The sequence below is a fragment of the Hymenobacter actinosclerus genome (assembly GCF_900111515.1).
GTDB classification, from domain to species: Bacteria; Bacteroidota; Bacteroidia; order Cytophagales; family Hymenobacteraceae; genus Hymenobacter; species Hymenobacter actinosclerus.
The window spans coordinates 474,152-499,068 of sequence record NZ_FOHS01000001.1 but is presented as its reverse complement, the minus strand read 5'-3'; the positions used below and the strand labels follow the sequence as shown (position 1 = coordinate 499,068).

The following is a 24,917-nucleotide window of genomic DNA, read 5'->3' as shown; positions in this document are numbered from 1 at the left end:
AGAAAAGGAGACGAAGGTTGCTTGGCAATCGGTGTTTGCCGAGGGCAGTGGCCCAACCGGGCATTAATCGGTAACCGGGCGGCGCAGTAGCAGCACGTAGCCTGCCAGCACCGCCAGCGCAAACCAGCCCAGCGAGTACCATTCGGCCGACGAAAGCGCGGCGGCTACGGTAAAGCCCGATTTAAATTCCAGCAGGCGCAGCACCACGTTGGGCGCGGCGTAGGGCACCAGGTCGATGTGTTCCCAGCGCAGCAGCGTGAGGGCCGACACAATGCCGGCTATGCCCACCGCCAGCGGCCCCACGAAGCCCCGGAAGGCCAGCGCCAGCGCGTACTGAATGCCCAGAATACCGAGCGTGGCCAGGTAGGTATGGCCCAGCATCCGCAGCATGGGCAGCAAATCGATGGTGTTGTGCTGGAAGCCCAGCGCGGGCCGCACGGCTCCCAGCAGCACGCCGGCTGCCAGCAGCAAACCCACGTAAATCAGCTGGGCCACCGCATTCAACCCCAGCAGCAGCAGCAGCTTGCTGAGGAATACGGAGCTCCGGCTTACCGGCTGGGCCAGCAGTTGCCGCCAGCCGCCCCGGTTCTCCAGGTTCACGACCAGCCCGCTGAGCAGCACCAGAAAGAAGCCCAGCAGCACCGACGCCGTTTGCCAGCTCATGCTTATGTACTGCGGCCACGGGTTCTCACCCGGCTTTATAATGTACTGCCCTTTGAAGTAGAAAATCAGCAGGTTGAGCAGCACCGGCAGCGCCCCGCCGCCCAGCGCCAGCCACAGCACGGCCGTGCGGCGCAGTTTCAGCGAGTCGGCAACCAGAGCGCGGCCGAGCTGGGTAAGCGGGCCAGGGGCGGTAGGCAGGGCGTATTCCATGGGAGGGTTGGTGAATGAGGGGATGAGCGGATTGCTGACTGGGTGAATAGGTACTGGTAGTGCGTGGCATCACACGCATTCACTGAGTCACTCATTCACCGCCGCCTCCGTGAGGTGCAGGAAGGTATCTTCGAGGCTGGGCTGCTCCTGGTGCAGGCTGTAGAGCGGCTGGCCGGCGGCTACCAGTCCGGCGGCCAGCTCGGCGGCGTGCTCGCGGCTCAGCCAGGGCAGGTGCAGCGTGCCGGGGCCGGCCACCGTGGCGCCGGCCAGCAGCCGGGGCAGCAGGTTGCGGCAGGTGTCGGCGCTGGCGGTTTCGAGCACCAGTTGGGCCCGGCCGGCTTGCAGGCGCTGCAAATCGGGCAGGCTGCCCTGAAACACCAGCCGCCCCCGCTGAATCACGCCCACGTGGGTCACCGTCTTCTCGATTTCGCTGATCAGGTGGCTGCTGACGACGATGGTTTTGCCGTGCTCGTGGCCCAGGCTCCGCAGCAGGGCCCGCATCTCGATGATGCCAGTGGGGTCGAGGCCGTTGGTAGGCTCGTCGAGCAGCAGCAGGTCGGGGTCGGGCAGCAGGGCCAGGGCCAGGCCGAGGCGCTGGCGCATGCCCAGCGAGTACTCGCGGGCGGGTCGGTGGGCGTCGGCCGTGAGGCCGACCAGGGCCAGCACTTCGGCGGTGCGGGGGGCCGGCACGCCCCGCAGGCGGCGGGTGGCCTCCACGTTTTCGCGGCCCGTGAGGTGGTCGTAGAGCGAGGGGCTTTCGATGAGCGCGCCCACCCGGCCCAGCAGTGCCACCCGGTGGCGGGCCAGATCGTGCCCGAACAGTTGCACCGAGCCGGTAGCCGGCCGCAGCAGCCCCAGCAGCAGCCGCATGGTGGTGCTCTTGCCGGCCCCGTTCGGCCCCAGAAACCCGTAGATGCTGCCGGCCTCCACCCGCAGGTTCAGCTCGTGCACAACGGGGCGGGCCCCGAAGCGGAAGCTTAGGTCGTGGGTTTCGAGTAGCGGGGTGGCAGTAGCAGGTTTCATGGCGAAAGGCTGAGCGAAGCGGGAAGAACTGCTGCAAACCTAGCGGCAGCCCTATATCTTTCCCCGACAATTCAACCAACTTCCTCATTCGGCCCCGAAACCCGTTTTTTTCCTCCTCAACCCCCAAAAAATACCGCCACCGCCCGCCCGGCGGGTTGGTGCGGCGGGCGGTGGCGTTGGCGGTGCCGGTAGCAGGGTTGATTGAAGATGGCCCGGCTCCCGCCCGTTATTGCGCTATTTTCGAGTATGGAAGTTCTGACGCCGCCTGCTGCTGCCCCTGTTACCGCGCTCCGGCCGCCCCTGTGGCGCAGCTGGCAGGCCCGGCTGCGCAGCTGGCTGCGGCCTACCGAACTGTTGGCCACGACCGAGACCAATCAGGTGCCGCGCTGGGCCCATATTGTATTGTGGGCATGGCTACTGCTGCTCGACGGCCTGAAAATCAGCAACCTCATATCCAAGCTGCCCCGGTTTCCGCTGACAGTGGCCGAGTGGCAGCCGCTGCTGCCGCGGCTGGCCGGGCTGCTGTTCGAAGACCTGGCCGCCGCCACCCTCTTCTACCTGACCTGGCGCTGGCTGGTGCCCACCACGCTGGGCCGGGCCCGGGTGCTGCAATACGTGCCGATGGCTGCCCTGCTGGCCCTGCCCTACGTTGGCCTGATGGGCTGGGTGGTTCCGCAGGTACTCCCGAAGAATTTCAATGTAGTAGTGCACCGCGTACCGGCCCGGGGCGCCGGAGCGGGCAAACCAGCTACCGTTACCCTCGAAGCGGGCAAGCCGGAAAAGCGGGTGCACCCGGAAGTGGTGATGCAGCTGCTGGCCTCGGCCATTCTGGGCGGCTTCATCATTGCCGGCGCCTCGGGTCTGCGCATCACCCACGACTATATTCGGGGGCAGCGCAACCGCCGCGAGCTGGAGCGCCAGCAGCTGCTTACGGAGCTGGCCATGCTCAAAACCCAGATCAACCCGCACTTCCTGTTCAACACGCTCAACAACATCTACTCGCTCACCAGCCGCAAGTCGGACAAGGCGCCCGAGGCGGTGCTGCGGCTGGCCGAAATCATGCGCTACCTGCTGTATGAAAGCAGCACCGACACCGTACCGCTGAGCCGCGAGCTGGACCATTTGCGCAGCTTTCTGGATTTGCAGCGCCTGCGCCTGCCGGCCTCGGCCCAGGAGGCCGTGGTGCTCGAAGTAGACGGCACCAATCCCGACTGCGTGCACCCCATTGCGCCGCTGCTGCTGCTGCCGCTGGTCGAAAACGCCTTCAAGCACGGCGACCTCACGGCCCGGCCGGTGGCCGTGCACATTGCCCTGCACCTGGCCCCCGACGGCCACCTGCGCTTCTCGGTGCTTAACCGCGTAGCGCCCGCCGATGCCGAGCGCCCCCTGCCCCGGCAGCCCGGCGGCGTGGGCCTCGTGAACCTGCGCCGCCGCCTGGAACTACTCTACCCCAACCGCTACACCCTCGACGTACAAACCTCCGCCGAGCAGCACCGCGTTACCTTGGTGCTACTTTCGTAACGGTGAATGAGTGACTCGGTGAATGAGTGAAGCAGTTCTGTCATTCGCCAACTCACTTGCTCACCAACTCATTCATTCCATGAGCCACTCATTCACTAACTCACTCATTCACCGATGACCTGCGTAATTCTCGATGATGAGCCGCTGGCCCTCGACCTGCTGGCCGACTACTGTGCCCAGGTGCCGGGGCTGAAGCTGGTGGGGCAGTTTGATGATGCGCTGGCGGCGCTGGCCTTTCTGCAGGACAACCCGGTGGATGTGGTGTTCCTCGACATTCATATGCCGCGCCTGACGGGCGTGCAGCTGGCCCAGCTGCTGCCCCAGCCCGGCCCGCGCATCGTCTTCACCACCGCCTACGACCAGTATGCGGTGCGCAGCTACGAGCTCAGCGCAGCCGATTACCTGCTCAAGCCCATTGCTTTCGAGCGGTTTGTGCAGGCCGTGCAGCGGGTGCGCCAGCAGCTGTCGGCCACCTCGACCGGAGCCGCACCGCCCACCCCGACCGCAGTGGCCGAAGCCGCTCCTGCCGCCGCGGCCGCCCCCGACGATGCCATGTTTGTGAAGAACGAGCACCGCCTGCAGCGCGTGGCCTTCGACGATTTGCTCTACATCGAGGGCATGAAGGAGTACCTGATGCTGTACACCACTACTGGCAAGGTGCTCACGTTGCAGTCGTTCCGGCGGCTGGAGGAAGTGCTGCCGCCCGAACGGTTTGCGCGCATCCACAAATCGTTTCTGGTGGCCCTGAGCCGCATCGAGCACGTGGAGCGGGGCAAAGTGCAGGTGGCAGGCCGCCTGCTGCCCATCGGCGACACCTACCGCGAATCGTTTAACGCCCTGATCAAGGCGTATAATCAGCTGTGAAAGAGCGGCAAGCTACAAGCGGCAAGCTTACGGATACATTGTCACAAAAGAGGACCTCACACCGCTTAAGCAGCCACTAAAGTGGTTCTTAATACGATGTGAGGTCCTCTGCTCTATTGGCACCGGCATAAGCTTGCCGCTTGAGGCTTGTAGCTTGCAGCTCTAAGAGGCCAGCTTCTTGGCTATTTCGGCGGTGTGGCGGCCCTGGTAGAGGGCACCTTCCAGCTCGTTGGCGCTGGGCTGCCGCTCGCCCTGGCCGCCGGCCACGGTGCTGGCGCCGTAGGGCGTGCCGCCGGTTACTTCGTGGTGGCCCATCTGGCCCTGCCAGGCGTAGGGCAGGCCCACTATCACCATGCCCAGATGCAGCAGCTCGGTGTGCAGCGCGCGCAGGGTAGTTTCCTGGCCGCCGTGCTGGGTGGCGGTGCTCACGAAGCAGCCCCCCACTTTGCCCACCAGCTTGCTGGCGGCCCACAGGGCGCCGGTGCCGTCGAGGTAGGCCTGAATCTGCCCGCAGACGTTGCCGTAGCGCGTGGGCGTGCCGATAATGATGGCATCGTACTGCTCCAGCTCCTGCGGCGTGGCTACCGGAATGTGCTCGAAGGCCTTCTGGGCTTCGGTGGCCCCGGTTTTGTCCAGAATTTCGCGCGGCAGCGTTTCGGGCACGCGCTTAATAACGACGGTATTGCCTTCGACCTGGCGGGCGCCTTCGGCCATGGCCTCGGCCAGCTTGTACACGTGGCCATAGGTGGAGTAGAACAGAATCAGGGTTTTCATGAGCAAAAAGGGGTTGAGGGTGTAAGGAAGAAGAACGGAGCCGGGGCCCGGCCAATTACTGTATAGCTTTAATCGGCCGCAAAGGTTGTGGGTACCTCGTTTAAAAGAATGGCGCCCGGTTTTCGCTTAAAACCTATGAAGACGAAAGGATTATCTTGCAGGTTCGGAAAAAGGCGCGTGTCCATGCAACCTCCGGCCGCCTGCGCGTCCTCTTACCAGCACTTAGCCGGCCATTAGCCGGAACCTGTTTTCTCCCCGCCGATTTAGCAGCGTATGCAGCCATCCTTCTACTCCGGAACCGGCCTCCGTTTTGGCCGGAAAACTCGATGAGCGCCCTGTCGGCGGCCCTGAGCGGGGTCGGTGGCCTCCGGAGCCTGCTGCCCGGCGCCCACACCGCCACCGAGTCGGCGGCGTCTTCGGCCTCCACGGCCAGCCGTACGCTCACGCCCCCCGCGCAGCTTTCGGATGGCGAGCTGCTCGACGGCTGCCTGGCCGGCAGCCGGCTCATGCAGAAATACCTGTACGAGCGGTTTGCCAGCCGCATGATGGCCGTATGCCTGCGCTATGCTCAAACCACCTTCGAGGCCGAAGACGTGCTGCAGGAAGGCTTTCTGACCGTATTTAAGAACCTGGCCAGCTTCCGCCGCGAGTGCCCGCTGGAGTTCTGGATTCGCCGCATTATGGTGAATGCGGCCCTGCGCCAGCACCGCCGCAACGCCCCGCTGATAGCCGTCAGCGACGGGGGCGACTACCCCGAAGATCTGGCTGGCGAGGAATTCACGCTTTCCAACTACAACTTCGAAGAGCTGCTCGGGCTGGTGCAGGACCTGGCCCCGCGCTACCAGATGGTATTCAACCTGTTTGCCATCGAAGGCTACGGCCACAAGGAAATCGGCGAAATGCTGGGCATTTCCGAGGGCACCAGCAAGTCGCAGTACTCGCGGGCCCGGGCCATTCTGAAAAATAAAATAGAGCGCCTCGACGCGCAACGCCCCCATGGCCTCCGCTAATCCTCCATCTGATAACCACCAGCCCGGGCGCCCCAGCGGCGACCTAGAGCACCTGTTCCGGCAGAAGCTGGCCGAGGCCGAGGTGCGCCCGCGGGCCAACTTCTGGGACCAGCTCGACCACGAGCTGGTAGCCCAGCAGCACACCGATATGCTGCGCCAGAACGCCATGTACCGCCAGCGGGCCGCCGTGTACCGCTGGGCCGCCGCCGCCTGTCTGGTGCTGGCGCTGGGCGTGGCCAGCTGGGCTTACCTGGCGCAGTCGGGCCGGCCGGCCGGTCCGGTGCTGGCTACGGCTACTGCGCCCGCCGCTGGCTTGTCGGGCCTGGGCCTGACGCTGCCCGGAGGAGTTGACGCCAGCTACCTCGACCGCCTTACCAGCCTGGCTCCGGCATCGGGTGCCGGTGCCGATGCGCAGCTGGTTGGCGCTTACGGCGCGGGCCGTTCCCGGCGCACCCTCGATGGCCTGGCTGCGGCCGGTTACGAGTCGGCCGTGGTGCGGGCAGATGCTGGTGCAGCCTTCGGGGCTCCGTACTCGGCTCCGGCTTTGCTGGCCTTGCCGGGCAGCCGCTCGGCGGCCTGGGGCCAGCCGGGCAACGTGGCCGTATCGTTCGACGACCTGAACTTGCGCGACGGGCTGGGCCTGGGCCGCCCGGGTCAGCGCCAGCTGCTGGCGCCGGCCGAAGCCCCGGCCATCCGCACGGTTCTCACGCCCGAACCGGCTCCCAAAGCTTCCGGCAAGCTCTGGAAGCGGCTGCGCGTGGGGGGCGGCTACGCCCTGAGCGTGTTCAATCCCAACATCAACTTCTCGCGCGCCGACGGCCGCACCAAGTCTGACCCCGTAACCGACGCGTTGCGCAGCTACTACCAGGAAGATGCCGAGCGCGAGTACCGCCGCAACCTGCGCTCCGGCCCCAGCCAGCGCGTTGCCCTCACGGCCTCCTACCAGCTCAACCCCCACTGGACGGTATCTACCGGGGCCGAATGGGCCGAAAGCCGGGCGTCCTCGGCCACCTCGTTCGGCTTTCTCGACGGCAAGCAGGTGGGCAGCGAAGCACCCGATTTCTTCGCCCAGCCGACCTACCGCAACTCCAGCGCGGGCTTTTCCGGCAGCAACTCCAGCACTTCTGCGGCCCGGCCTACCTCCTACCGCTACCGCACGGCGGCCGTGCCCGTAAGCCTGAGCTATGGCTCGCAGAAAGCCGGCCTGTCGCTGTATGCCAAAGCCGGCGCCGTAGTCAGCCTGCTGATCAATAGCCGCTCGGAGCTGGAAGGCTCGCCCGAGGCTACCCGCAGCTACGATATCCGCTCGGCCGAGTCGCCGTACCGGACGCTGTTTGCCTCGGGCCGCCTGGGCGGGGGCGTGCGCTACCAGCCGGTACTTTCTACCTGGAACGTAACTGTGGGCCCCAGCGCCGAGGTGTTTATCACGCCGCTCAATGCCAACCCCAGCCAGCGCGCGGCCCGCCAAACCCGCCCTTACAGCCTGGGCGTAGAAGCAACCATCGAGTTCGGCAGCGCCAAGGTGATGTCGGTAGTCCAATAAGCTTTACCTTGAGAGAAGAGCCGGGCCGTTGTTTGGAGAGGAATCCGCTGAATGAGAGCCTGGCTTTCTTCGCCGTCCCAAATGTTCCGTAGTATGGCCCAACGCGTACTCTTTTAGCTTGCCATGAATCGTTTTATCCTCCTATTGCTGACAGCTGGGCTGGCGCTGAGCACCGCGGGCTGCTCGGTCACGGACGACGAGGTATTACCTACGTCGGGCAACTGCGGGGGCAACTTTTCGCTTGAACTCATCGACCAGCTCAAGCAAAAGCCCAAACAAACCCCCGCCGCCGAAGTAACCCAGTACACCTACCAGGGCCGCACCGTGTACCTGGTAACCGGTGGCAGCCCGGGCGCCTACGCCTACCTGTTCGACAACTGCGGCAAAGTAGTATGCGCGGCGGCCGGCGGCCTGAACGGCAAGGGCGACGGTGGCTGCCCCGATTTTGCCGCCACCGCCACCGACCCCGTCCTCATCTGGCGCGACCCGCGCTAAGGGCCGTTTTTCGCTGTTGGCTTTTCGTACCTCAGCAACTGAAGCCGGAACTATGCCGGACCCGCTTTTCTTCCTTCTGCTGCTTGTTTGCGCTGGAATCCCCATCGGCATTGGGTTACTGCTCTATTTTGTACCCAGGCGAGCCGGCCACCCCAGGGCCGCCAGGTATCTGACCGTCGGTTATAGTGTTCTGGTAGGGCTGCTGGTACTGTTGGTAGGGTTCGAAGACCGGCTGTTCACGAAAACCGAAGCCAGCGCCCTGATTCAGCAGCACGGCATCGAGCTCACGGATGAGTTTGAGTTGCTCAACAACAAGTCGATGTCCGGAATAGGGGACTATTATCACACCTTCAGCCTGGAAATTTCGGAGCCAGACAAACACCGGGTGATAAGCCAGATCAAGCGGTCGAAAGACTTCCATGCCGACAGCAGCTCCCGCGCGAGTTTGCTTCGCGGCCCCAACCGCTACGCCGGCCCGGAGCGCGTGAGGAACTACGAAACGAAAGATGGATTCATCAGGGAATCCTTTAAGCCCAGCGGAAAACCAGGCTATGCGCCCACCTTCCACCGGATTTCGATCAGCAAGGCCCGCCACCAATTGCAGTTTGAGGACATTGACGAATAACCAAAGCCCGCTTTCCTGCCTCAGGAAGCGGGCTTTTGGTTTCGCTGAACGGCTCCGCGTACCTCTGCGCAAACCTCTGCGTACCTCTGCGGGAAAGCTACAGCAACACTGCCCGGAGCTATTAGTGCATCCCCCCGAACCAACGGGCCCCAATTGCAGTTACCAGAGGCTACCTAACTTGCCTGCATGAACTACCAGCTTACCTCGGAATTCCAGCCCACCGGCGACCAGCCCAAGGCCATCAAACAACTCGTGGAAGGCGTAAACAACGGCGAGCCGGCCCAGGTGCTGCTCGGGGCCACCGGCACGGGCAAAACCTTTACCATGGCCAACGTGATTGCCGAAACCGGCAAGCCCGCGCTGGTGCTCTGCCACAACAAAACCCTGGCCGCCCAGCTCTACGGCGAGTTCAAGCAGTTCTTCCCCAACAACGCCGTCGAGTACTACATCAGCTACTACGACTACTACCAGCCCGAGGCCTACATTGCCTCCTCCGACGTGTTTATCGAGAAAGACCTGGCCATCAACCAGGAAATCGAGAAGCTGCGGCTGCACACCACCTCCACGCTGCTCTCGGGCCGGCGCGACGTGATTGTCATTGCCTCGGTGTCGTGCATCTACGGCATCGGCAACCCCGAGGAATTCAGCAAAAATGTGATTTTCATGGCCCCCGGCCTGCGCTACTCCCGCAACAACCTGCTCTACCAGTTTGTGCAGATTCTGTACTCGCGCACCGAGGTGGAGTTTACCCGCGGCACGTTCCGGGTGAAGGGCGACACCGTGGATGTGTTTCCGGCCTACGCCGACTATGCCTACCGGCTGTTTTTCTTCGGCGACGAAATCGAAGCCATCCACCGCATCGACCCCACGAGCGGCAAGAAGCTGGCCGACGAGAAATCGGTGACCCTGTACCCGGCCCAGCTGTTCGTGACCGGCAAAGACACGCTCAATCAGGCCATCAAGGAAATTCAGCACGATTTGGTGCAGCAGCACGCCTACTTCGAGAAGGAGGGCCGCGACTCGGAAGCCAAGCGCATTATGGAGCGCACCGAGTTTGATTTGGAGATGATCCGGGAGCTGGGTTACTGCTCGGGCATCGAGAACTACTCGCGCTATTTCGATGGCCGCCAGCCCGGCACCCGCCCGTTCTGCCTGCTCGACTACTTCCCCGACGACTACCTGCTGGTAGTAGACGAAAGCCACGCCACCATGCCGCAAATCCGGGCTATGTGGGGCGGCGACCGGAGCCGCAAAACCGCGCTGATTGAGTACGGCTTCCGCCTGCCCTCGGCCTTCGACAACCGCCCGCTCACGTTCAACGAGTTCGAGAGCATGTACCGCCAGGCCGTGTTCGTGAGTGCCACGCCCGCCGATTACGAGCTAACCCAGGCCAACGGCATCATCGTGGAGCAGATCATCCGCCCCACCGGCCTGCTCGACCCCGAAATCGACCTGCGCCCCAGCACCAACCAGATCGACGACCTGCTCGACGAAGTGGACAACCGCGTGAAGATGGGCGACCGGGTGCTGGTGACCACCCTCACCAAGCGCATGGCCGAGGAGTTGCAAAAGTACATGGAGCGCCTGGGCATCAAGTCCAGCTACGTGCACTCCGACGTGAAAACGCTGGACCGGGTGGAAATACTGCGCCAGCTGCGGCTGGGCGAAATCGACGTGCTGATTGGTGTAAACCTGCTGCGCGAGGGCCTCGACCTGCCCGAAGTGAGCCTGGTAGCCATCCTCGACGCCGACAAGGAAGGCTTCCTGCGCGACCAGCGCAGCCTGATTCAGACCATGGGCCGCGCCGCCCGGAACGACCGGGGCAAGGTGATTATGTACGCCGACCGCATGACGGGCTCGATGCAGCGGGCCATCGACGAAACCAACCGCCGCCGCGCCACCCAGCTGGCCTACAACCAGGAGCATGGCATCACGCCCCGCACGGTGCGCAAGAGCCACGCCGAAATCATGGGCCAGACCTCGCTTTCGGACTACCGCATCCAGGACAACACGGCCTATGCCGGCCCCGACGGCGACGTGGCCCTGTCCATTGCCGCCGAGCCGGTGATATCCACCATGAACAAGGTGGACCTGGAGAAGCTCATCAAGCAAACCGAAAAGAAGATGGAAGCCGCTGCCAAGGACCTCGACTTCCTCACCGCCGCCAAGCTCCGCGACGAGCTGGCCGCCCTCAAGCAGGTGCTCAAAACCAAGCGCGATTAAACCTTATCGTGTAAGGATAAAGTGTTTGTACTTACAATTTTGCCCATAATCAGCGAGCTTCAAAGAGCCGGCTGGTTATGGGCAAATTGCTTTCTGTCTATTCGCAGTAAACCGGTATGTTTGCCGCTGTTAATCATCTGATTCATTTCTATCATGTATCAAAAAGCAACCCGCCTTCTGCTTCTTTTTCTGCTGCTGGTAAGCACGCAGGCCGCCGTAGCGCAGACCAAGCCGGCGTATCAATATATGCAGTTGTTTTATTACGGAGGTAAAACAATGTCTGGCCCCATAGGCCATTTCAGCCCGGCAATGCGCGGGCAAACGGATATCATGCTAACTGCTCCGACGGCTTACATGCAGCGGATGGCCCAGATGATGGGTGGCTCTGGTAGTGGTATGACGCAGCAAGTTTCTACCACCTCATCAGCCGATATTATTGATTTGACGAAAATGACGCTGGCACAACGCCGGAAGTATGAGGAAAAGGAGCAGGAGGAGCAGCGGCAGCAGAATCAGGAGCTAATAGAAAACACAAAAAAATTCGTCCGCATGAGTTCTGAACACGCCAAAGCCCTCACCGACCAAATAACGCAAAGCCTGAACTTGGCCGCCGAAGATGGATGGGAGGTAGCCCAGATGAGCAGCTTCGGCACCGACGGCGTGGTGTATTTGCTACGCAAGGCCCGGTAGCAGCCTACCCCGCCAGCTCCCGCAGCCAGGCCGGCACCTCGGCCACCGACTGCATCTGGCGGAACGCCACGCCGGCCTGCTCGGCTTCCGACACGCGCTCCATTGCCCAGGTAGTGTAGTAGGGCACGTAGGCCGCGTGGCCGCCCAGCCGGGCCACCGGCAGCACGTCGGATTTGAGCGAGTTGCCCACCATCACGAACTCCTCGGGCCGCACGTTGTGGCGGTCGAGGATGCGCTGGTAAGTGCCCTCGTTTTTCTCACTCACGATTTCGACGTGGTCGAACAGGTCGCCGAGGCCAGAGCGGGCCAGCTTGCTTTCCTGGTCGAACAAGTCGCCCTTGGTGAGCAGCATCAGCGGCGGGCCCTGGGCTTTGATGGCGGCCAGCGTATCGGCCACGTCGGGTAGCAGCTCGATGGGGTAGTCGAGCAGGCGCTTGCCCAGGTCGAGGATGTGCTGGATTTCCTGGCCCGTAATCTGCCCGTCGGTGAGCTGGAGCACGGTTTCGATCATGCCGAGCATGAAGGGCTTGGCCCCGTAGCCGAACAGCGGCAGGTTCTGGCGCTGCACGGCAAAAAACTGGTCGGTGAACTGCTGCGGGGTGCCGTAATGGGCCAGCAGCTCGTGCAGGCGGGCCTCGGCCGCATCAAAGTGGGGCTGGTTGGGCCAGAGCGTATCGTCGGCGTCGAAGGCAATCAGGCGGGGCATAGGTTTGTAGTAGGTAGTTGGTAGTGGGTAGTGAGACTGAAAACAGCCAGGGTACCGGACCAGTAGCAGCCCAGGGCGCGAAGTTACCTTTGCGCCCCCCTTTCGCCAGCATACGAAAGAGGGATTGTAAGCATCTCACTACTCACTACCAACTACCCAATACCAACCCATGAAACACCGCATCGAGCCGGCTGGCTGGAACCGGCAGGAGCATTTCGCCTTCTTCTCGCAGTTTGATGAGCCGTTTTTTGGCCTCGTGGCCGACGTAGACGCCACCCGCGCTTACGCTAGGGCCCGGGAGCTGGGCGTGTCGTTCTTTCAGCTCTACCTGCACGCCACGCTCTCGGCGGTGCAAACCGTGGAAAATCTGCGCTACCGCATCAACGAGCACAACGAGGTGGATTGCTACGACCAGATCAACGTGTCGGCCATCCTCACCCGGCCCGACCACACCTTCGCCTTCAGCTTCATTCCCTACAGCACCGATTTGCACGAATTCGGCCGCGGCCTGGCCGCCGAAGCCGCGGCCGTGCGCCACAGCAGCGGCCTGCGCCTGGGCCCCGAAACCGGCCGCCCCGACGTCATCCACTTCTCGGCCCTGCCCTGGCTCTCGTTCACCGGCCTCACCCACGCCCGCTCCTTCGCCCGCCCCGCCGTCGACAGCATCCCCAAAATATCGGTCGGCCGCCTGCGCCCCGAGGGTGGCCGGCAGCTGCTGCCCGTGTCCGTCAACGTCCACCACGGCCTGGCCGACGGCTACCACGTGGGCCTGCTGCTGGCGGAGTTGCAGCGGCGGCTGGATGGGTGAGGCAATTTGGAAATAAATTTGGAAATTTTCAAAGCAATTTATTACCTTTGATTATCACTAACATCTGTTCCCCCAATTCTATGGTCCAGAACCAAACCGCCTCACTTTACGAATTCATACCTGCTGTAGAGGGAAAGAGAGAAAGGCTTACTGAGCAGTTGAAAAACGTTTTACCTACTGTCTACCAATGTATCCACTTTGGGCATGACCAGTATTCAGAACGTCATGCCAACCATATAGTGGATTGGACCAAGACAACTCGTGCAAACATCATAAGAGACTACGTAGTCAATCATATCAAAGAACAATTACAAGGCGAACATGAAGTAAGATTTCATACTAAAAACCGAATGTTCCTGGTAATTATTGGCGATAAAATCGGATTACGTTTTAAAAAGCTTGACAAACGATTAAAGTCAGCTAATATTCCTACTAGGCAAGTCAGAAGTTGGCGTAATGGAACCCTGATTATTCCAGAACTTAACATTCAGGAGTTGACATGCATTGATGTAGGATACGTGAATGATGCTGTTGATGCTGGGATTGATAAAGTCTGGGCTGTGGTGAGAGGTAAGGACCCTCTAGTTTTTAATTTAACGAATGACTTTTCAGGAGTCATTATGTCTGACCTTTTTACCGAAACAAACTTACCTGTAGACTCTCCATTCACCATAAGGGCTGATGCAAGGCCAAAAAAAGACAATGGAAACCAAGCTAACATTTAACGGTGAAGCTCTATCTGTTGCGCGTCGTTCGCGTGGTATAAGCCAGAAGGCTCTTGCAGCAAGCATAAATATCACACCTGCCACCTTGTGCAAAATCGAACTCGGCCACTTAGCTATAAAAGAAGAATTGTTGAGTAAAATTGCAGAAGAACTTCACTATCCTAATACCTTCTTTTTTAAAGAAATAAATATCCTTACCCCCAATATTATTTATTATCGCAAACGCACTGCATTACGAGCAGGTGATGTTGAGAAGGTAGATAATATAGTTCATATAGAGCGTTTTAGAATTAAACAACTCCTAAAGGCTTTAGAACTTAAGCAGAAGATTGAGCCCATGAATCCAGCTGACTTCGGCTCACCGGAAGAAATAGCGCGTCGGACAAGGCATATTTTATCTGTTCCAGCTGGCCCAATCAAGAATTTAGTAAATATTATAGAGGGAGCAGGGATTATAATTATTACCACCGATTTTAATTCAGATAAGTTAGACGGAATGATTGTACCTGACCAAGATGCTTTACCATTAATCTACCTCAACAAGGATGCTCCAGGAGACAGACAGCGCTCTACACTTGCTCACGAGTTAGGGCATTGGATAATGCATCATGCATTCAATCCAATGGCGGATGAAGATGTAGAAGATGAAGCATTTCGATTCGCTGGGGAATTCATGGTTCCTTCTATGGAGTTTCAACGAATGGTCAATGACAAAACAACGCTTTCAGGTTATGCAGATTTGAAGAGATATTGGAAAATGTCAATGCAATTTCTAATCAAGAGAGCTTATCAGCTACAAATCATTACAAAAGAGCGTTATACTTCCTTATTTCAACAAATGAGCAAAATGGGATATAGAAAGAGGGAGCCTAGCAGTTTAGATATTCCTACTGAACGACCCATATTGATTGAAAACATGATTAAAGCCCATTTACATGATCTAGAATTTAGTCCAGAAGAACTCCAAGAGCATATTGGGATGTTGACAAGCGAAATACATTCATTATTAAACAAAGGTAAAGGCACTGCTTTCATGAAAATAGCTTAGAAATGAATATTATACTAAGCAATCAATTACATAGTTATTTCTCTCATCTTAAAACGCAAACAGCCACCCAGCAGAAGATGGGTGGCTGTTTTATAATGAGCGAGAAACGAGGTTCGAACTCGCGACCCTCAGCTTGGGAAGCTGATGCTCTACCAACTGAGCTACTCTCGCTTATGGGGCTTGGTAAGTGCAAAAATACACCGCGAAAACCGAAATCCAACCGGCTGCGGCTTCGAAGTGCGCCGCGGCGTTGCCCGACCGCGAAAAATTGCTTCTTTTTGTAGCCGGCCGGTAGCGGCCGGCGGGCCGGCGCTAGGGCCGACCGCTACCCATCTACGCTCAACCCTGCTCGCTATGGCCTGGCCTCCTACCCCTGCTACCCGCCGCCTTGTTGCCTGGCTGTTCCTGACGGCCGGCTTTCTGCTGGTGCTGGGCGTGAGTATGCAGCTCTGGATCATGTACGAGGAGTTCCAGCGCTTGGGCAACGGCGGCGTGAGCTCCACAGCCCTCATCGTGCGCCTGATGATGCTGGTAGCCGCCGTGATGATGCTGCGCTACGGCTGGCGCGAAGTGCGCGGCAACGACACGGTAGATTAATTTTGAGCTGTTGAAGCTGTTTAGCAAGTCAATCAGACCGTCATGCTGAGCTTGCCGAAGCATCTCTACCGCTTCTCTGTGGTGCTGACTCAATGCCAGAGTTAGTATTGCAGTAGAGATGCTTCGGCTGCGCTCAGCATGAAACTTCCTCAACTTCTAGCGACTTTCTAAACAGCTTCGTTAGCTATCAGCTATCAGCTATCAGCTAACAGCTCAATAGACAGCTCCATAAAACATGAGTCAACCCCTGATTATAAGCCTGGCCAAACGCACCCCGGCCGCCGCGGCCAAGCTCGCCGAGCTGGGCCGACGGCTGTTCTACGAAACCTACGCCGCCCAGAACACGCCCGAAAACCTGGCAGCTTACGCCGACGCTAATTTCAGCCCCGAGCAGCAGCTGGCCGAGTTGCAGGACCCCGACACGGTGTATCTGGAGGCGCGCATGTTGCAGGAGCTGGTGGGCTATGCCAAGCTGCGGCTGCATTCCGAGTTGGGCCTCGACCCCGCCAAAGTGCCCGAAGAGCGGCTGGAAATCGAGCGGCTGTACGTGGCCGAAGACTGGATTGGCACCGGCCTGGGCGCCGCGCTCATGCGCCGGGCCATCGAGGAGGCCCGCCAGCAGCAGTGCCGGGCCGTGGTGCTGGGCGTATGGGAGCACAACGCCCGCGCCCGGGAGTTCTACCAGCGGTTCGGCTTTCGGCCCATCGGGCAGCACGCGTTCCAGCTCGGCGCCGAGGCCCAGACCGATTTGATTCTGCGCAAGGGTCTGTAAGGATTGGCCCCGGCGGCCGGGCGTTACGTGCGGGTCCGCTACCTTTGCCCGCCCGTCCCCTCATTCCGTGTCGTTGCAACGCCTTCCCTTTCTTCGTCTTACCGGCCTGGTGGCGCTGCTGCCGCTGCTGAGCGCCTGCTCGGGCAACTCGGGCGCGGGGGAAGTGCCCAACGCCGCCCCGCCCACCGGCCACTACGAAGGCGCCATCAGCTACCAGGGCAGCGAGCTGCGCACGGCGCTGGATCTGCGCCAAACCAAGTCCGGCCAGCTGACCGCGACGCTGAGCTTTCCGCAGGTGTCGGGGCTGGAGTTTGAGGCGGCCACGGCCAGCTACAAAGCGCCCCAGCTGCGACTGGAGGAAGCCCCCGGCCAGCCCGGCGGCATCACGGTGCAGGCCGTGCGCGAGGGCGACTTCCTGCGCGGGGTGCTGGGCTGGGGCGACAGCGTGCGGGCCGATTTTGTGTGGGTGCGCCGCGGCGGAGCCCCCGCCCCCGGCTTCCGCGACACCACCCTGACGGTAACCGTGCCCGGCCGCCCCGCCCAGCGCCTGCGCCTGCTGCTGCCCGACGATACGCTGCCCCGGCACCCGGCGCTGGTCCTGCTGACTTCGGCGGCCGATGCCCCGGCGGCTGCCCGCCGGGCCACGCACCTGGCCCGGCGCGGCATTGCAGCGCTGCTGCTGCCCCCGGCCGCCCCCACCGACTCGGGCACGACGCTGCCGGTGGCGGCGCTGGCGGCGCTGCGGCGGCAGGCCCTGGTAGATTCGGGCCGGGTGGGCTACTGGGGCCGGGGCCCGGCCACCGCGCGGGTGGCCGCCGCCGCCGGGCAGTTGCCGCAGCCCGGATTTGCGGTGCTGGAGGCCGCCGCCGCCGCTACCCGCGCCGAGGCCGCCGGGTATCAGGTGTTCAACCGGCAGCGGATTCCGGTGCTGGCCTACTACGCCGGGCTCGACACCACGGTGCAGGCAGCGGCCAGCGCCCGCCGGCTGCGCCCGGCGCTGGGCTACCGCCGGGGCACGCAGGTGCAGGTAGTGGCCGGCGTAACGGCCGATTTCCGGCGCCCCGGCCGCACTGGCTCCGATGGCCAGTGGCAGTGGCCCCAACCGGCCCCCGAGTACTGGAACGGGCTGGTAGAGTGGCTGAAGGCACGGTAAACGGGTAGCTCAGGTGGCCGACGGCCAGCTATCCGGCGTTTTCTGCCGTATCGGGAGGCGGTTGGCGGCCCGTTGCCGGCTGCCTGTTCTGTTATCTGCCATCTATGCGCCTTTTCTCCCCCACCCTGCTCGCCGCCGGCGCGCTGCTGCTGCCGCTGCTGGCCGCTGCCCAAACCCCTACCGATTCGCTGACGGCCGTGAAGCGCCGGTACTCGCTGTTTCGGCCGGTGCCGCGGGAGCTGCTGCGCGACCTGGCGCCCGACCGGCCCGGGGTGACCGAAAGCCCGTTTACCGTCGATGCGGGCCATTTTCAGTTTGAAACCGCGCTGGCCAACCTCATCAGCAGCCACCCCGGCCGGCAGCCCAAGCAGCACACCTTCCGGGCCAATGCCTTCGTGCTGAAAATGGGCCTCGACAACCGCACCGATGTGCAGCTGTTCGTGGATGCCTACGAGTGGGACCGCACCTTTGCCACCGCCGACGAGCCCAGCACCCGCAACCAGGGCTTCGGCGATATTACGGTGCGCCTCAAGCGCAACCTGCGGGGCAACGACTCCACCGAAAGTCCGCTGGCCGTGGCCCTTATCGGGTTTGTGCGCCTGCCCACCGGCGGCCGGCAGGGGGCGGGCGGCTACGAGTACGGCCTGCTGCTGCCCGCCACCTACGCGCTGGCCGACACCTGGAACCTCAGCGCCCAGCTGCCGCTGCGCCTCAACTTCGACCGCGACGAAAGCCAGCACTACCTGCAAACGGCCCCGTCGCTCAACCTCGACCACGCCTTCCGGCCCTGGCTGACGGGTTTTGGCGAGCTCGTGGCCCAGCACGATTTCCGCTCCCGCCGCTGGCAGCAGGCCGTGAATGCGGGGGCCATGTTCAGCGTGGGCAAAAATATCCAGTTCGACATCGGCCGCCAGTTCGCCCTCACCCGCCAGGCCGACCGGGAGTATTTCGTAGGCTTCGTAGTGCGGCGGTAAGACGTTTTCTGATAAGTATAGAGAAGATTTTCGGACTTGGTCAGGGCAGAAATACCTTACCTTCGCCTCGTCCTCTGCTCCTTATCATTTCACTATGAAGTCCTTATTCGTCGGCGCTTTAGTGGTTGTATCGCTCGCCGCCTGTCAGAAAGACAAGGAAGCGCAGCCTACCGTAATCGAGTATGCCGACTGGTATGCCCTGCGAGCCCCCGACGACCGCGCAATTGAAGCCGTAGCCGGTGACATTGACGGCACGCTGACTATCACCACGAGTTTCACCGTTTACCAAACCAAGGACCGGGGCAAGACGTGGCAAACGGGCGATTATGCGAATAGAATAGGGATACGCGGCTTTTATCAGCAGCAGGACACGCTGCTGGCGCTGGCGGCCGGTGGCGGTTACGGCTCGAATACCAACACGGAATACGCCCTCTCCCCGGAAGTTTTTAGCCTGAACCAGGGGCTGACCTGGCAACGTTACCGCGACTGGCGGCCCTCCCTGGCATTGCGCGTGAAACGTAACCGCGCTACGGCCGCCACTGGCACCGAATATAGCATCGAGTACCAGGAAACGCCAGTTGGCCCCAACTCGTCCACTGTATACATCGACTATCTAGGAGTTCAAACCTCCACCGGCCAGCACCTGACGCTACCCCAGCAACACCAATTAAAGAGCCTGTACTTCGATGCCAAGTCGCGCCTGTACATTGCGGCCAGTGCTCCATTGTGCGGGCAGGGCCGGGATTTCAAGTTCTGCGGCGACCAAAAAGGGACCTTGTACATCTCGAAGCAGCCCCGGCTTTAAGCGCCGAACAGCTCAAATCCAGCCCTACACCAGCCCCTTCAGTCGCTCGAAACTGCGGCCCAGAATAGCCTTATCATCGGCCTGGAGCCAGTCGTGCAGGACGGTGGCGTACACGGCGCGAAAGTCGAGCTGATACTTCAGGTCGCCGGCGTCGAGGTTTCGCAGGTCGGGGGCATTGTTGAGGATGCCCCGGCGGCGCAGGCCGCCGCCGAGCAGCAGCACGTTGTTGGCCGTGCCGTGGTCGGTGCCGTTGCTGGCGTTCTGGCTCACCCGGCGGCCGAACTCGGAGAACACCAGCACCAGCGTATCATCAAAATTGCCGGCCTTCTGCAAGTCCTCGGCAAACGAGCCCAGGCCCTCCGACAGGTCGCCGAGCAGCCGGGCCTGCTGCTCCTGCTGGCGCACGTGCGTATCGAAGCCGCTGAGCGACACGTAAAACACCCGCGACTCTACCCCCGAGTTGATCAGCTCGGCCGTAGTTTTGAGGCGCTTGCCGAACTCGCTGTTCGGGTACGCCACCCCCGACGTATACACCTTGCTTTTCTGGTACAGATAATCGGCCGAAGAGGCGGTTTCCGCCAACGTCTTGTACAGGTAATCGAGCTCCGAAACACTGCCCGCCGGCTGCTCGCGGCCGATTTTGGCCAGCAGCCGGCCCTGGGTCAGCTGATGAAACTTCTCGGGGCTTTTCAGCGCCAGCCCCTTGCGCTGCCGGCCCTTCATGGCCAAACTCAGCGTGTCGTCGACTTCCAGGCCGTTGTAGGGCCGGGCGCAGGGGGCGCAGTTCGAGTCGAGGTAGCGGCCGAGCCAGCCGGTGGTCAGGCTCTCATCGGAACCCGAGCCGCTCTGCCAGATATCCATCGCACGGAAGTGGCTGCGGTCGGGGTTGGGGTAGCCCACCGAGTTGAGCACGGCCACGTGGCCCTGGTCGTAGAGGCCCTTGAGGCGGCGCATGGCCGGGTTGAAGCCGAGGCCCTTATCGAGCGTCAGAATGCCGCTCTGGGGCCGGATGCCCAGCGTGGGCCGGGCCTTGAAATACAGGTCGTCCTCGAAGGGAATAACGGTATTGAGGCCGTCGTTGCCGCCACTGAGCTGCACCACCACGAGGCGGCGCCCCCCGGCGTCGCGCAGGCTTTTGAGGTCCTGGGCATCAAGCGCGTGCAGAAACCTGGGCACGAACAGCAGCGTGCTGGCCAGCGTGGAAGCCTTCAGAAAGTCGCGGCGGGAGGTCATAGCAGTGGTTTGGTAAGGATGGATGAGCGGATATAGTATGTTGGGGCAAGCAAGAGCGGTGTCATGCTGAGCATGACCGTTTTTTTCAGTCTCCGGCACGCCGCAGAAGCCTACATCAACTGATACTCGGGCAAGCTTAGCAGGACGGTGGTCATGTCGCGCAGCTCGCCGCGCACCAGGGCCAGGTTTTCGGGGCGGATGGGGGTTTGCAGCAGGATTTCGCTGAGGCGGGCGGGCTGCTGGGCGGCGGGCGTGCCGGCCAGCAACCGTTGCAGCGGGGCCAGTTGCACGGTGGTTTTCACGGGCGCATCAAAGGTGCGGGCGGCGCGGCTCTGGTTGGGGTCGAGGTCGTTTTCGTCCTGCTTGAGCTGCACGTCGAAGGCGGCGTTGCGTAGCAGCACGGCCGGCAGCTGCAACCGGTAGAGCAGCGACGAAGAGTCGATCCAGGCGCGGCCGCCGGGCCAGCCGGCTACGTTGGGCGGCTGAAACAGGGTTTGCCCCAATGCTTTCTGAAACACGATGAGCGGCCGCTCATTGGCCAACTCCAGCCCCAGGGTGCGCTTGATGCCCGCCAGCAGCTCCACGGGCGACTTGATGCGGGTGCCCACGTTGGCGGCATCGTAAAACCAGTCGGCCGAAAACAGCTGCTCCAGCAGCGCCGAAATGTCGTAGCCGCTCTTAAAAAACGCCTGGGCCAGCGGCCGGATGTGGGCCGGGTCGGGCACCTCGTTCACAAAGAAACGGTAGAGCTTGGTGGTGATGAACTCGGCGCAGGCGGGCTGCGCCAGAATGATGCGCAACACCTCTTCGCCACCGAAGTTGCCGGTGCGGCCCAGGAAGGTTTTGGGGCCGTCGTCGTGCTGCTTCTCGCGGAACACGAACTGGCCCTGGCCGTTGTAGCCCCAGCCGGTAAAGGCCCGGGAACCCTCCTTCACGTCGGTTTCCGAGTAGTGGCCGCGGCCCAGCGTGAAGAGCTCCATCACTTCGCGGGCGAAGTTTTCGTTGGGGCGCTGTTTGCGGTTTTGCTGGTTGTTGAGGAACTGCAACATGGCCGGCTCGCGGCTCACGGCCAGCAGCAAATCCGGAAACTTGCCCAGCGCCAGCCGCCGGATGGTGTTGTGGAGCTGCAAAGCGGCATCGGGCCGGCGCACCCGGCAGGCAAAGTGGCCGTGCCAGAAGAAGGTGAGTTTCTCGCGCAGCTGGGCCTCCGAAGTGGCCATGCGCGTCAGCCAGCCGGTATTCATGGCGTAAAAGGCGCGCCGCAGGCCCTGGTTCTGCTGCTTGCGCTGCTCCGGCGTCCGCTTGCCTACGGCGGCCCCGGCGGGCCGCGCCGTTTGATCGGGCGTCGTCACCATCGCCGCCTGAGGCTGGCCTTTGGCCTGCATCATCTCGCCCGAAGGCGTGGGCAGCGGCGCCGCATAGCGCATGGCCGGACTATCGAGCGGCTCGAACCGGCGGGAGTCTTGCAGCAACTGGCGCAGCGCCTGCCGCGGGCTCAGGCCGGCCGCCAGCTGCTCCGCTGTGGGCCCGAAGCCCGCCCGCCAGTACAGGTGCTGGAGCTGTCGTTGCGTGGTGGTCGTCGCGTTTTTGGTCGTCATGGCCGGTTGGACGCAAGCCGGCCGCTTGGGTTTAAAGACCACGGATTAGCACGGATTTAAACGGATTTCACGGATTTTGTAGACGGCCCCGTTGAACAGTAATAATCAGCCCGTCTATAAAATCCGCAGCCCGTCTACAAAATCCGCAGCCCGTCTACAAAATCCGCAGCCCGTCTACAAAATCCGCAGCCCGTCTACAAAATCCGCAGCCCGTCTACAAAATCCGTGAAATCCGTTAAAATCCGTGCTAATCCGTGATCCGGGCACCCACTACCACCGTTTTGCGGTACTCGCGCTTTTCGCCGCTGTTGGGGCGCAGCAGCTCAATGTGCAGGATGTAGTAGCCCACGGCGGCTTTCTGGCCCCGGTCGGTGAGGCCGTCCCACTGGAAAAAGCCGCTGGTGGCCAGCGTTTCGTTGCGCACGAGGCGGCGGGCCAGGCGGCCCTGGGCATCGTAAATCGTGACGCTGGCGGCGTAGCCGGGCTGGTCGAGGGCGTAGTTGAGCGTGGTCAGGTCCTGCTGGCCGTCCTCGTCGGGGGTGAAAACTTCGGGCTCGATCCGGAAAGTCTGGTCGCCGCCGGGGTCCTGCTGGTACTGCGAGTTGGGGCGGCCAGGCGTAGCGTAGCCCACGGCGCTGGCCGCCGAGTGGAAGTTTTCGCCCGTGCTCGGCCCCTCGGGCCGGATGCGCTCCAGTGACACGCCGTTCAGATCATCGAGCAGCTTCAGGTGCATGCTTTTGTGGTAGGCGAAGCGGTCCAGCGGCTCGTTGGTGGCCGAGGTCAGCACCACGATGCCCGCATCATCGGGGTACGAGGGCAGGCTGGGCAGGGCCAGGAAGTTGGCCGGCTCCGAGCTGTTGGGGTAATAGCGCTGGATGTTGGCCGGGTCGGTAGTGAGCACGACCAGCTGGCCGGGCGCCAGCACGTAGGGGCCGGGGCTGATGGGTTTCTGATCCACAGCGCCGTCGGGCTTCTCGCTGCCCAGCTGCCAGCCCTGCACGTTCAGGTACTTGGCCGAGCGGTTGAGCAGCTCCACGAAATCGACGCCGCCGGTGCGCGGGTTGAACAGGATTTCGTTGATAACCACGTCGCCGGCCGCTACCGGGGCGGGCAGGGCCAGCGTAACCGCCGCGGCCGGGCCGCTGGCGTTGCCCACGCAGTCGGTGGCCTGCTGCACAGTCAGCGTCAGAGGTTGGCTGGGCTGTAGCGGCGTGCTCAGCTGCAAATCCACCACCCGGAAATCGGGGCCCAGGGGCAGCACGCGGCTGATGCCTACGGCCGGCGCGAAGGTGTAGCGGGCGGGGTTGGCAACGGCGGTGCTGTCGAGCTTCTCATTGAAAAACAGCCGCACCAGCGTGGGCGACAGGGCCACGGCCCGCAGCAGGGCCGGGGCGGTGCGGTCGGGGTTGGCGGTGCGCACCGAGTTGGCCCGGCCGGGGGTGCCGCCGCTGGGGTCGTTGCTGGCGGTCCAGTTCTCGCTGCCGCCGCAGAAGTTGGTTTCGTCCACCATTTCCAGGCTCCAGCCGCCGTCTTTCTTGCGGCCGTCCTTGTACCAGCTGTCGGAGTATGTCACCTCGAACAGCGTGCGGCCAGCGCGGCCCGTGAGCACCAGTTGGTCGCCGGCGTTGCTCAGGCTGGGGAAATTGGTGAGAGCAAACACCTTCCCGAAGGCCGTGAACTGGGCTCCGCGGGTACTGCCGCACACCACCGCGTACTCGCCCGGCAGCAGCGTGGCGCCGGCCGGAAACACGGCCGGGTTGGCCGTGCTGCCGCCCTTGCTCAGGCGCACGCCCGCCAGATCGAGCGGGCGGGTGGCCGAGGGGTTATGGATTTCGAGGTACTCAGAAGCCGGCAGCCCCACCACGGGCGTTTCGTCGGCCATGATTTCGGTGATGAGCAGCTGGCCGAACTGCGGCCCGGCCAGCACGCCCACAAAGCTGAACGGAGCCGTGAGCGGGCCAGCAGCCACATTGCCGTAGAGGTCGGCTACCTGGCGCACTTCCAGCGTGCCGCCGCCCGTGGGCAGGTCGGCGGCCAGCGTGAGGTGGACCAGGGCCGGGTTGACCGCGTCGCGGAGGGCGGCGGTTACGGCCGGGCCGCCGGGCAGCTGGTAGCTGGCGGGGTTCTGGGTGGCGGCCACGGCCTCGTTAAAAGTGGCATCGAGAGCCCGCGGACCCACGCCGGCGGCCTGCACCGCCGCGGGCGGCGTGGCGTCGAGCACCCGGAAATCATCGAAGTAAAACGCCTTGCCGTTGGCCGACGAATACGTGAGCGTCAGCCCAAAATAGGTGCTGCGCTGGTAGGTGGCATCGGTGGCCGTACCCTCGCTCACGAAGCTCTGGCCGCCCGTCAGGTCGCGCTCCAGGGTCCAGACGTTCTGCACCGAGCGCGTGACGCGCACCCGCACGAGGTTGTTGGTGCTGGAGTTGAGCGTGGCGTCCTGGCCATTGACGACGTAGACGGGGCTGCCGGTGGCATCCTGGCGGAATAGGGCCACCTCGTCGGGGGTGCCGCCCAGGCGCACGAAGTAGCCGCGAGTGCCGCTGGTTTTCAGGTCGGCGCGGTCGGCCATGAGCCACACATCGGCGTAGTTGCCGCTGCTGGTGGCCAGCTTCAGGTTGGCCCAGAAGGTCCAGCTGGTGCCGGTGCTGGCCTGGCAGGGTGCAATCAGCTGGAGCTGGGTCCCCGTGGCCGGACCGTTACTTTGCAGCTGGCGGGCCGCATTCACCTGGAACGCGGTTTCGTCGCCGGTCCAGGCCGGATTCTGGTTGAAGTCGCCGTCGGCGAAATCGTCGGTTAGCTGGGCCTGAGCCTCGAAACTGAACAACAGCAGCAGGAGTAGCAGTTTTTTCATCGG

General features: G+C 62.4%; 23 protein-coding genes and 1 tRNA gene. 16 read left to right on the top strand and 8 right to left on the bottom strand.

What is annotated here, in order from left to right; genetic code table 11:
• Positions 1 to 63 precede the first annotated feature (63 nt).
• Positions 64 to 873 (bottom strand): ABC transporter permease, encoded by an 810-nt coding sequence (locus BMY67_RS02060; protein WP_092767829.1) that lies wholly within the window; start codon positions 871 to 873, stop codon positions 64 to 66.
• Positions 874 to 960: 87 nt separating this feature from the next.
• Positions 961 to 1,896 carry an ABC transporter ATP-binding protein gene (locus tag BMY67_RS02055; RefSeq protein WP_092767827.1) on the bottom strand — a complete coding sequence of 312 codons (936 nt, stop codon included), beginning with the start codon at positions 1,894 to 1,896 and terminating at the stop codon, positions 961 to 963.
• 246 nt (positions 1,897 to 2,142) lie between these two features.
• Here BMY67_RS02055 and BMY67_RS02050 point away from each other — a divergent pair, with 246 nt between their 5' ends.
• Positions 2,143 to 3,417 carry a sensor histidine kinase gene (locus BMY67_RS02050; protein WP_177189649.1) on the top strand — a complete coding sequence of 425 codons (1,275 nt, stop codon included), beginning with the start codon at positions 2,143 to 2,145 and terminating at the stop codon, positions 3,415 to 3,417.
• A gap of 114 nt (positions 3,418 to 3,531) precedes the next feature.
• Complete coding sequence (locus tag BMY67_RS02045) at positions 3,532 to 4,281, top strand: LytR/AlgR family response regulator transcription factor (protein ID WP_092767823.1); 750 nt, start codon at positions 3,532 to 3,534, stop codon at positions 4,279 to 4,281.
• Between the two features lie 162 nt (positions 4,282 to 4,443).
• Here the strand turns inward: BMY67_RS02045 and wrbA are convergent, their stop codons facing one another.
• Positions 4,444 to 5,055 (bottom strand): NAD(P)H:quinone oxidoreductase, encoded by a 612-nt coding sequence (gene wrbA, locus BMY67_RS02040; RefSeq protein WP_092767821.1) that lies wholly within the window; start codon positions 5,053 to 5,055, stop codon positions 4,444 to 4,446.
• A 326-nt stretch (positions 5,056 to 5,381) separates the two neighbouring features.
• Between wrbA and BMY67_RS02035 the strand changes: the two genes are divergently transcribed.
• From BMY67_RS02035 to BMY67_RS02010, 6 genes are all read left to right on the top strand, one after another.
• Positions 5,382 to 6,065, top strand: a complete 684-nt coding sequence (locus BMY67_RS02035; protein WP_092767818.1) for an RNA polymerase sigma factor — start codon at positions 5,382 to 5,384, stop codon at positions 6,063 to 6,065.
• Positions 6,052 to 7,608 carry a hypothetical protein gene (locus BMY67_RS02030; RefSeq protein ID WP_092767816.1) on the top strand — a complete coding sequence of 519 codons (1,557 nt, stop codon included), beginning with the start codon at positions 6,052 to 6,054 and terminating at the stop codon, positions 7,606 to 7,608. The genes BMY67_RS02035 and BMY67_RS02030 overlap by 14 nt, the downstream gene beginning before the upstream one ends.
• Before the next feature lie 123 nt (positions 7,609 to 7,731).
• Complete coding sequence (locus BMY67_RS02025) at positions 7,732 to 8,103, top strand: DUF6970 domain-containing protein (protein ID WP_143069667.1); 372 nt, start codon at positions 7,732 to 7,734, stop codon at positions 8,101 to 8,103.
• A gap of 52 nt (positions 8,104 to 8,155) precedes the next feature.
• Positions 8,156 to 8,728, top strand: coding sequence for a hypothetical protein (locus BMY67_RS02020; protein ID WP_092767812.1), 573 nt, complete (start codon positions 8,156 to 8,158; stop codon positions 8,726 to 8,728).
• Between the two features lie 186 nt (positions 8,729 to 8,914).
• A complete protein-coding gene (uvrB, locus tag BMY67_RS02015; protein ID WP_092767810.1) occupies positions 8,915 to 10,951 on the top strand; it encodes an excinuclease ABC subunit UvrB in 2,037 nt (678 codons plus the stop codon).
• A 153-nt stretch (positions 10,952 to 11,104) separates the two neighbouring features.
• Positions 11,105 to 11,641, top strand: a complete 537-nt coding sequence (locus tag BMY67_RS02010; RefSeq protein WP_092767808.1) for a hypothetical protein — start codon at positions 11,105 to 11,107, stop codon at positions 11,639 to 11,641.
• 4 nt (positions 11,642 to 11,645) lie between these two features.
• On the opposite strand, the gene BMY67_RS02005 is transcribed toward BMY67_RS02010, so the two are convergent.
• Positions 11,646 to 12,347, bottom strand: a complete 702-nt coding sequence (locus BMY67_RS02005) for an HAD family hydrolase (protein WP_092767806.1) — start codon at positions 12,345 to 12,347, stop codon at positions 11,646 to 11,648.
• Positions 12,348 to 12,516: 169 nt separating this feature from the next.
• Here BMY67_RS02005 and BMY67_RS02000 point away from each other — a divergent pair, with 169 nt between their 5' ends.
• From BMY67_RS02000 to BMY67_RS01995, 3 genes are all read left to right on the top strand, one after another.
• The gene (locus BMY67_RS02000) at positions 12,517 to 13,155 is read left to right on the top strand and encodes a chloramphenicol acetyltransferase (RefSeq protein ID WP_092767804.1); all 639 of its coding nucleotides are present in this window, start codon (positions 12,517 to 12,519) and stop codon (positions 13,153 to 13,155) included.
• Between the two features lie 80 nt (positions 13,156 to 13,235).
• Positions 13,236 to 13,880, top strand: coding sequence for a hypothetical protein (locus BMY67_RS18750; RefSeq protein WP_143069666.1), 645 nt, complete (start codon positions 13,236 to 13,238; stop codon positions 13,878 to 13,880).
• Positions 13,858 to 14,928 (top strand): helix-turn-helix domain-containing protein, encoded by a 1,071-nt coding sequence (locus tag BMY67_RS01995; protein ID WP_177189648.1) that lies wholly within the window; start codon positions 13,858 to 13,860, stop codon positions 14,926 to 14,928. The genes BMY67_RS18750 and BMY67_RS01995 overlap by 23 nt, the downstream gene beginning before the upstream one ends.
• Before the next feature lie 98 nt (positions 14,929 to 15,026).
• Here the strand turns inward: BMY67_RS01995 and BMY67_RS01990 are convergent.
• Positions 15,027 to 15,099 (bottom strand) — tRNA-Gly (locus BMY67_RS01990).
• A gap of 183 nt (positions 15,100 to 15,282) precedes the next feature.
• On the opposite strand from BMY67_RS01990, the gene BMY67_RS01985 reads away from it, so the two are divergent.
• From BMY67_RS01985 to BMY67_RS01965, 5 genes are all read left to right on the top strand, one after another.
• Positions 15,283 to 15,525: a hypothetical protein gene (locus tag BMY67_RS01985; protein WP_092767800.1), complete on the top strand. Its 243-nt coding sequence runs from the start codon at positions 15,283 to 15,285 to the stop codon at positions 15,523 to 15,525.
• 235 nt (positions 15,526 to 15,760) lie between these two features.
• Entirely contained in the window at positions 15,761 to 16,297 is a 537-nt protein-coding gene (locus tag BMY67_RS01980) for a GNAT family N-acetyltransferase (RefSeq protein WP_092767798.1), read from the top strand.
• A 73-nt stretch (positions 16,298 to 16,370) separates the two neighbouring features.
• Positions 16,371 to 17,450: a hypothetical protein gene (locus BMY67_RS01975; protein ID WP_143069665.1), complete on the top strand. Its 1,080-nt coding sequence runs from the start codon at positions 16,371 to 16,373 to the stop codon at positions 17,448 to 17,450.
• A gap of 104 nt (positions 17,451 to 17,554) precedes the next feature.
• Positions 17,555 to 18,424, top strand: a complete 870-nt coding sequence (locus BMY67_RS01970; protein ID WP_092767794.1) for a transporter — start codon at positions 17,555 to 17,557, stop codon at positions 18,422 to 18,424.
• A 94-nt stretch (positions 18,425 to 18,518) separates the two neighbouring features.
• Positions 18,519 to 19,229 (top strand): hypothetical protein, encoded by a 711-nt coding sequence (locus BMY67_RS01965; RefSeq protein ID WP_092767792.1) that lies wholly within the window; start codon positions 18,519 to 18,521, stop codon positions 19,227 to 19,229.
• A gap of 24 nt (positions 19,230 to 19,253) precedes the next feature.
• On the opposite strand, the gene BMY67_RS01960 is transcribed toward BMY67_RS01965, so the two are convergent.
• From BMY67_RS01960 to BMY67_RS01950, 3 genes are all read right to left on the bottom strand, one after another.
• Positions 19,254 to 20,462, bottom strand: a complete 1,209-nt coding sequence (locus BMY67_RS01960; protein WP_092767790.1) for a DUF1501 domain-containing protein — start codon at positions 20,460 to 20,462, stop codon at positions 19,254 to 19,256.
• Positions 20,463 to 20,572: 110 nt separating this feature from the next.
• Positions 20,573 to 22,060 carry a DUF1800 domain-containing protein gene (locus BMY67_RS01955; RefSeq protein ID WP_092767788.1) on the bottom strand — a complete coding sequence of 496 codons (1,488 nt, stop codon included), beginning with the start codon at positions 22,058 to 22,060 and terminating at the stop codon, positions 20,573 to 20,575.
• Positions 22,061 to 22,307: 247 nt separating this feature from the next.
• Positions 22,308 to 24,914 (bottom strand): lamin tail domain-containing protein, encoded by a 2,607-nt coding sequence (locus BMY67_RS01950; RefSeq protein WP_092767786.1) that lies wholly within the window; start codon positions 24,912 to 24,914, stop codon positions 22,308 to 22,310.
• Between the last annotated feature and the right edge of the window lie 3 nt (positions 24,915 to 24,917).

Bases quoted from the DNA above. Each gene is read 5' to 3' on its own strand.
- BMY67_RS02060 (WP_092767829.1), bottom strand. From the start codon at position 873: ATGGAATACGCCCTGCCTACCGCCCCTGGCCCGCTTACCCAGCTCGGC.
- BMY67_RS02055 (WP_092767827.1), bottom strand. From the start codon at position 1,896: ATGAAACCTGCTACTGCCACCCCGCTACTCGAAACCCACGACCTAAGC.
- BMY67_RS02050 (WP_177189649.1), top strand. From the start codon at position 2,143: ATGGAAGTTCTGACGCCGCCTGCTGCTGCCCCTGTTACCGCGCTCCGG.
- BMY67_RS02045 (WP_092767823.1), top strand. From the start codon at position 3,532: ATGACCTGCGTAATTCTCGATGATGAGCCGCTGGCCCTCGACCTGCTG.
- wrbA (WP_092767821.1), bottom strand. From the start codon at position 5,055: ATGAAAACCCTGATTCTGTTCTACTCCACCTATGGCCACGTGTACAAG.
- BMY67_RS02035 (WP_092767818.1), top strand. From the start codon at position 5,382: ATGAGCGCCCTGTCGGCGGCCCTGAGCGGGGTCGGTGGCCTCCGGAGC.
- BMY67_RS02030 (WP_092767816.1), top strand. From the start codon at position 6,052: ATGGCCTCCGCTAATCCTCCATCTGATAACCACCAGCCCGGGCGCCCC.
- BMY67_RS02025 (WP_143069667.1), top strand. From the start codon at position 7,732: ATGAATCGTTTTATCCTCCTATTGCTGACAGCTGGGCTGGCGCTGAGC.
- BMY67_RS02020 (WP_092767812.1), top strand. From the start codon at position 8,156: ATGCCGGACCCGCTTTTCTTCCTTCTGCTGCTTGTTTGCGCTGGAATC.
- uvrB (WP_092767810.1), top strand. From the start codon at position 8,915: ATGAACTACCAGCTTACCTCGGAATTCCAGCCCACCGGCGACCAGCCC.
- BMY67_RS02010 (WP_092767808.1), top strand. From the start codon at position 11,105: ATGTATCAAAAAGCAACCCGCCTTCTGCTTCTTTTTCTGCTGCTGGTA.
- BMY67_RS02005 (WP_092767806.1), bottom strand. From the start codon at position 12,347: ATGCCCCGCCTGATTGCCTTCGACGCCGACGATACGCTCTGGCCCAAC.
- BMY67_RS02000 (WP_092767804.1), top strand. From the start codon at position 12,517: ATGAAACACCGCATCGAGCCGGCTGGCTGGAACCGGCAGGAGCATTTC.
- BMY67_RS18750 (WP_143069666.1), top strand. From the start codon at position 13,236: ATGGTCCAGAACCAAACCGCCTCACTTTACGAATTCATACCTGCTGTA.
- BMY67_RS01995 (WP_177189648.1), top strand. From the start codon at position 13,858: ATGGAAACCAAGCTAACATTTAACGGTGAAGCTCTATCTGTTGCGCGT.
- BMY67_RS01985 (WP_092767800.1), top strand. From the start codon at position 15,283: ATGGCCTGGCCTCCTACCCCTGCTACCCGCCGCCTTGTTGCCTGGCTG.
- BMY67_RS01980 (WP_092767798.1), top strand. From the start codon at position 15,761: ATGAGTCAACCCCTGATTATAAGCCTGGCCAAACGCACCCCGGCCGCC.
- BMY67_RS01970 (WP_092767794.1), top strand. From the start codon at position 17,555: ATGCGCCTTTTCTCCCCCACCCTGCTCGCCGCCGGCGCGCTGCTGCTG.
- BMY67_RS01965 (WP_092767792.1), top strand. From the start codon at position 18,519: ATGAAGTCCTTATTCGTCGGCGCTTTAGTGGTTGTATCGCTCGCCGCC.
- BMY67_RS01960 (WP_092767790.1), bottom strand. From the start codon at position 20,462: ATGACCTCCCGCCGCGACTTTCTGAAGGCTTCCACGCTGGCCAGCACG.
- BMY67_RS01955 (WP_092767788.1), bottom strand. From the start codon at position 22,060: ATGACGACCAAAAACGCGACGACCACCACGCAACGACAGCTCCAGCAC.
- BMY67_RS01950 (WP_092767786.1), bottom strand. From the start codon at position 24,914: ATGAAAAAACTGCTACTCCTGCTGCTGTTGTTCAGTTTCGAGGCTCAG.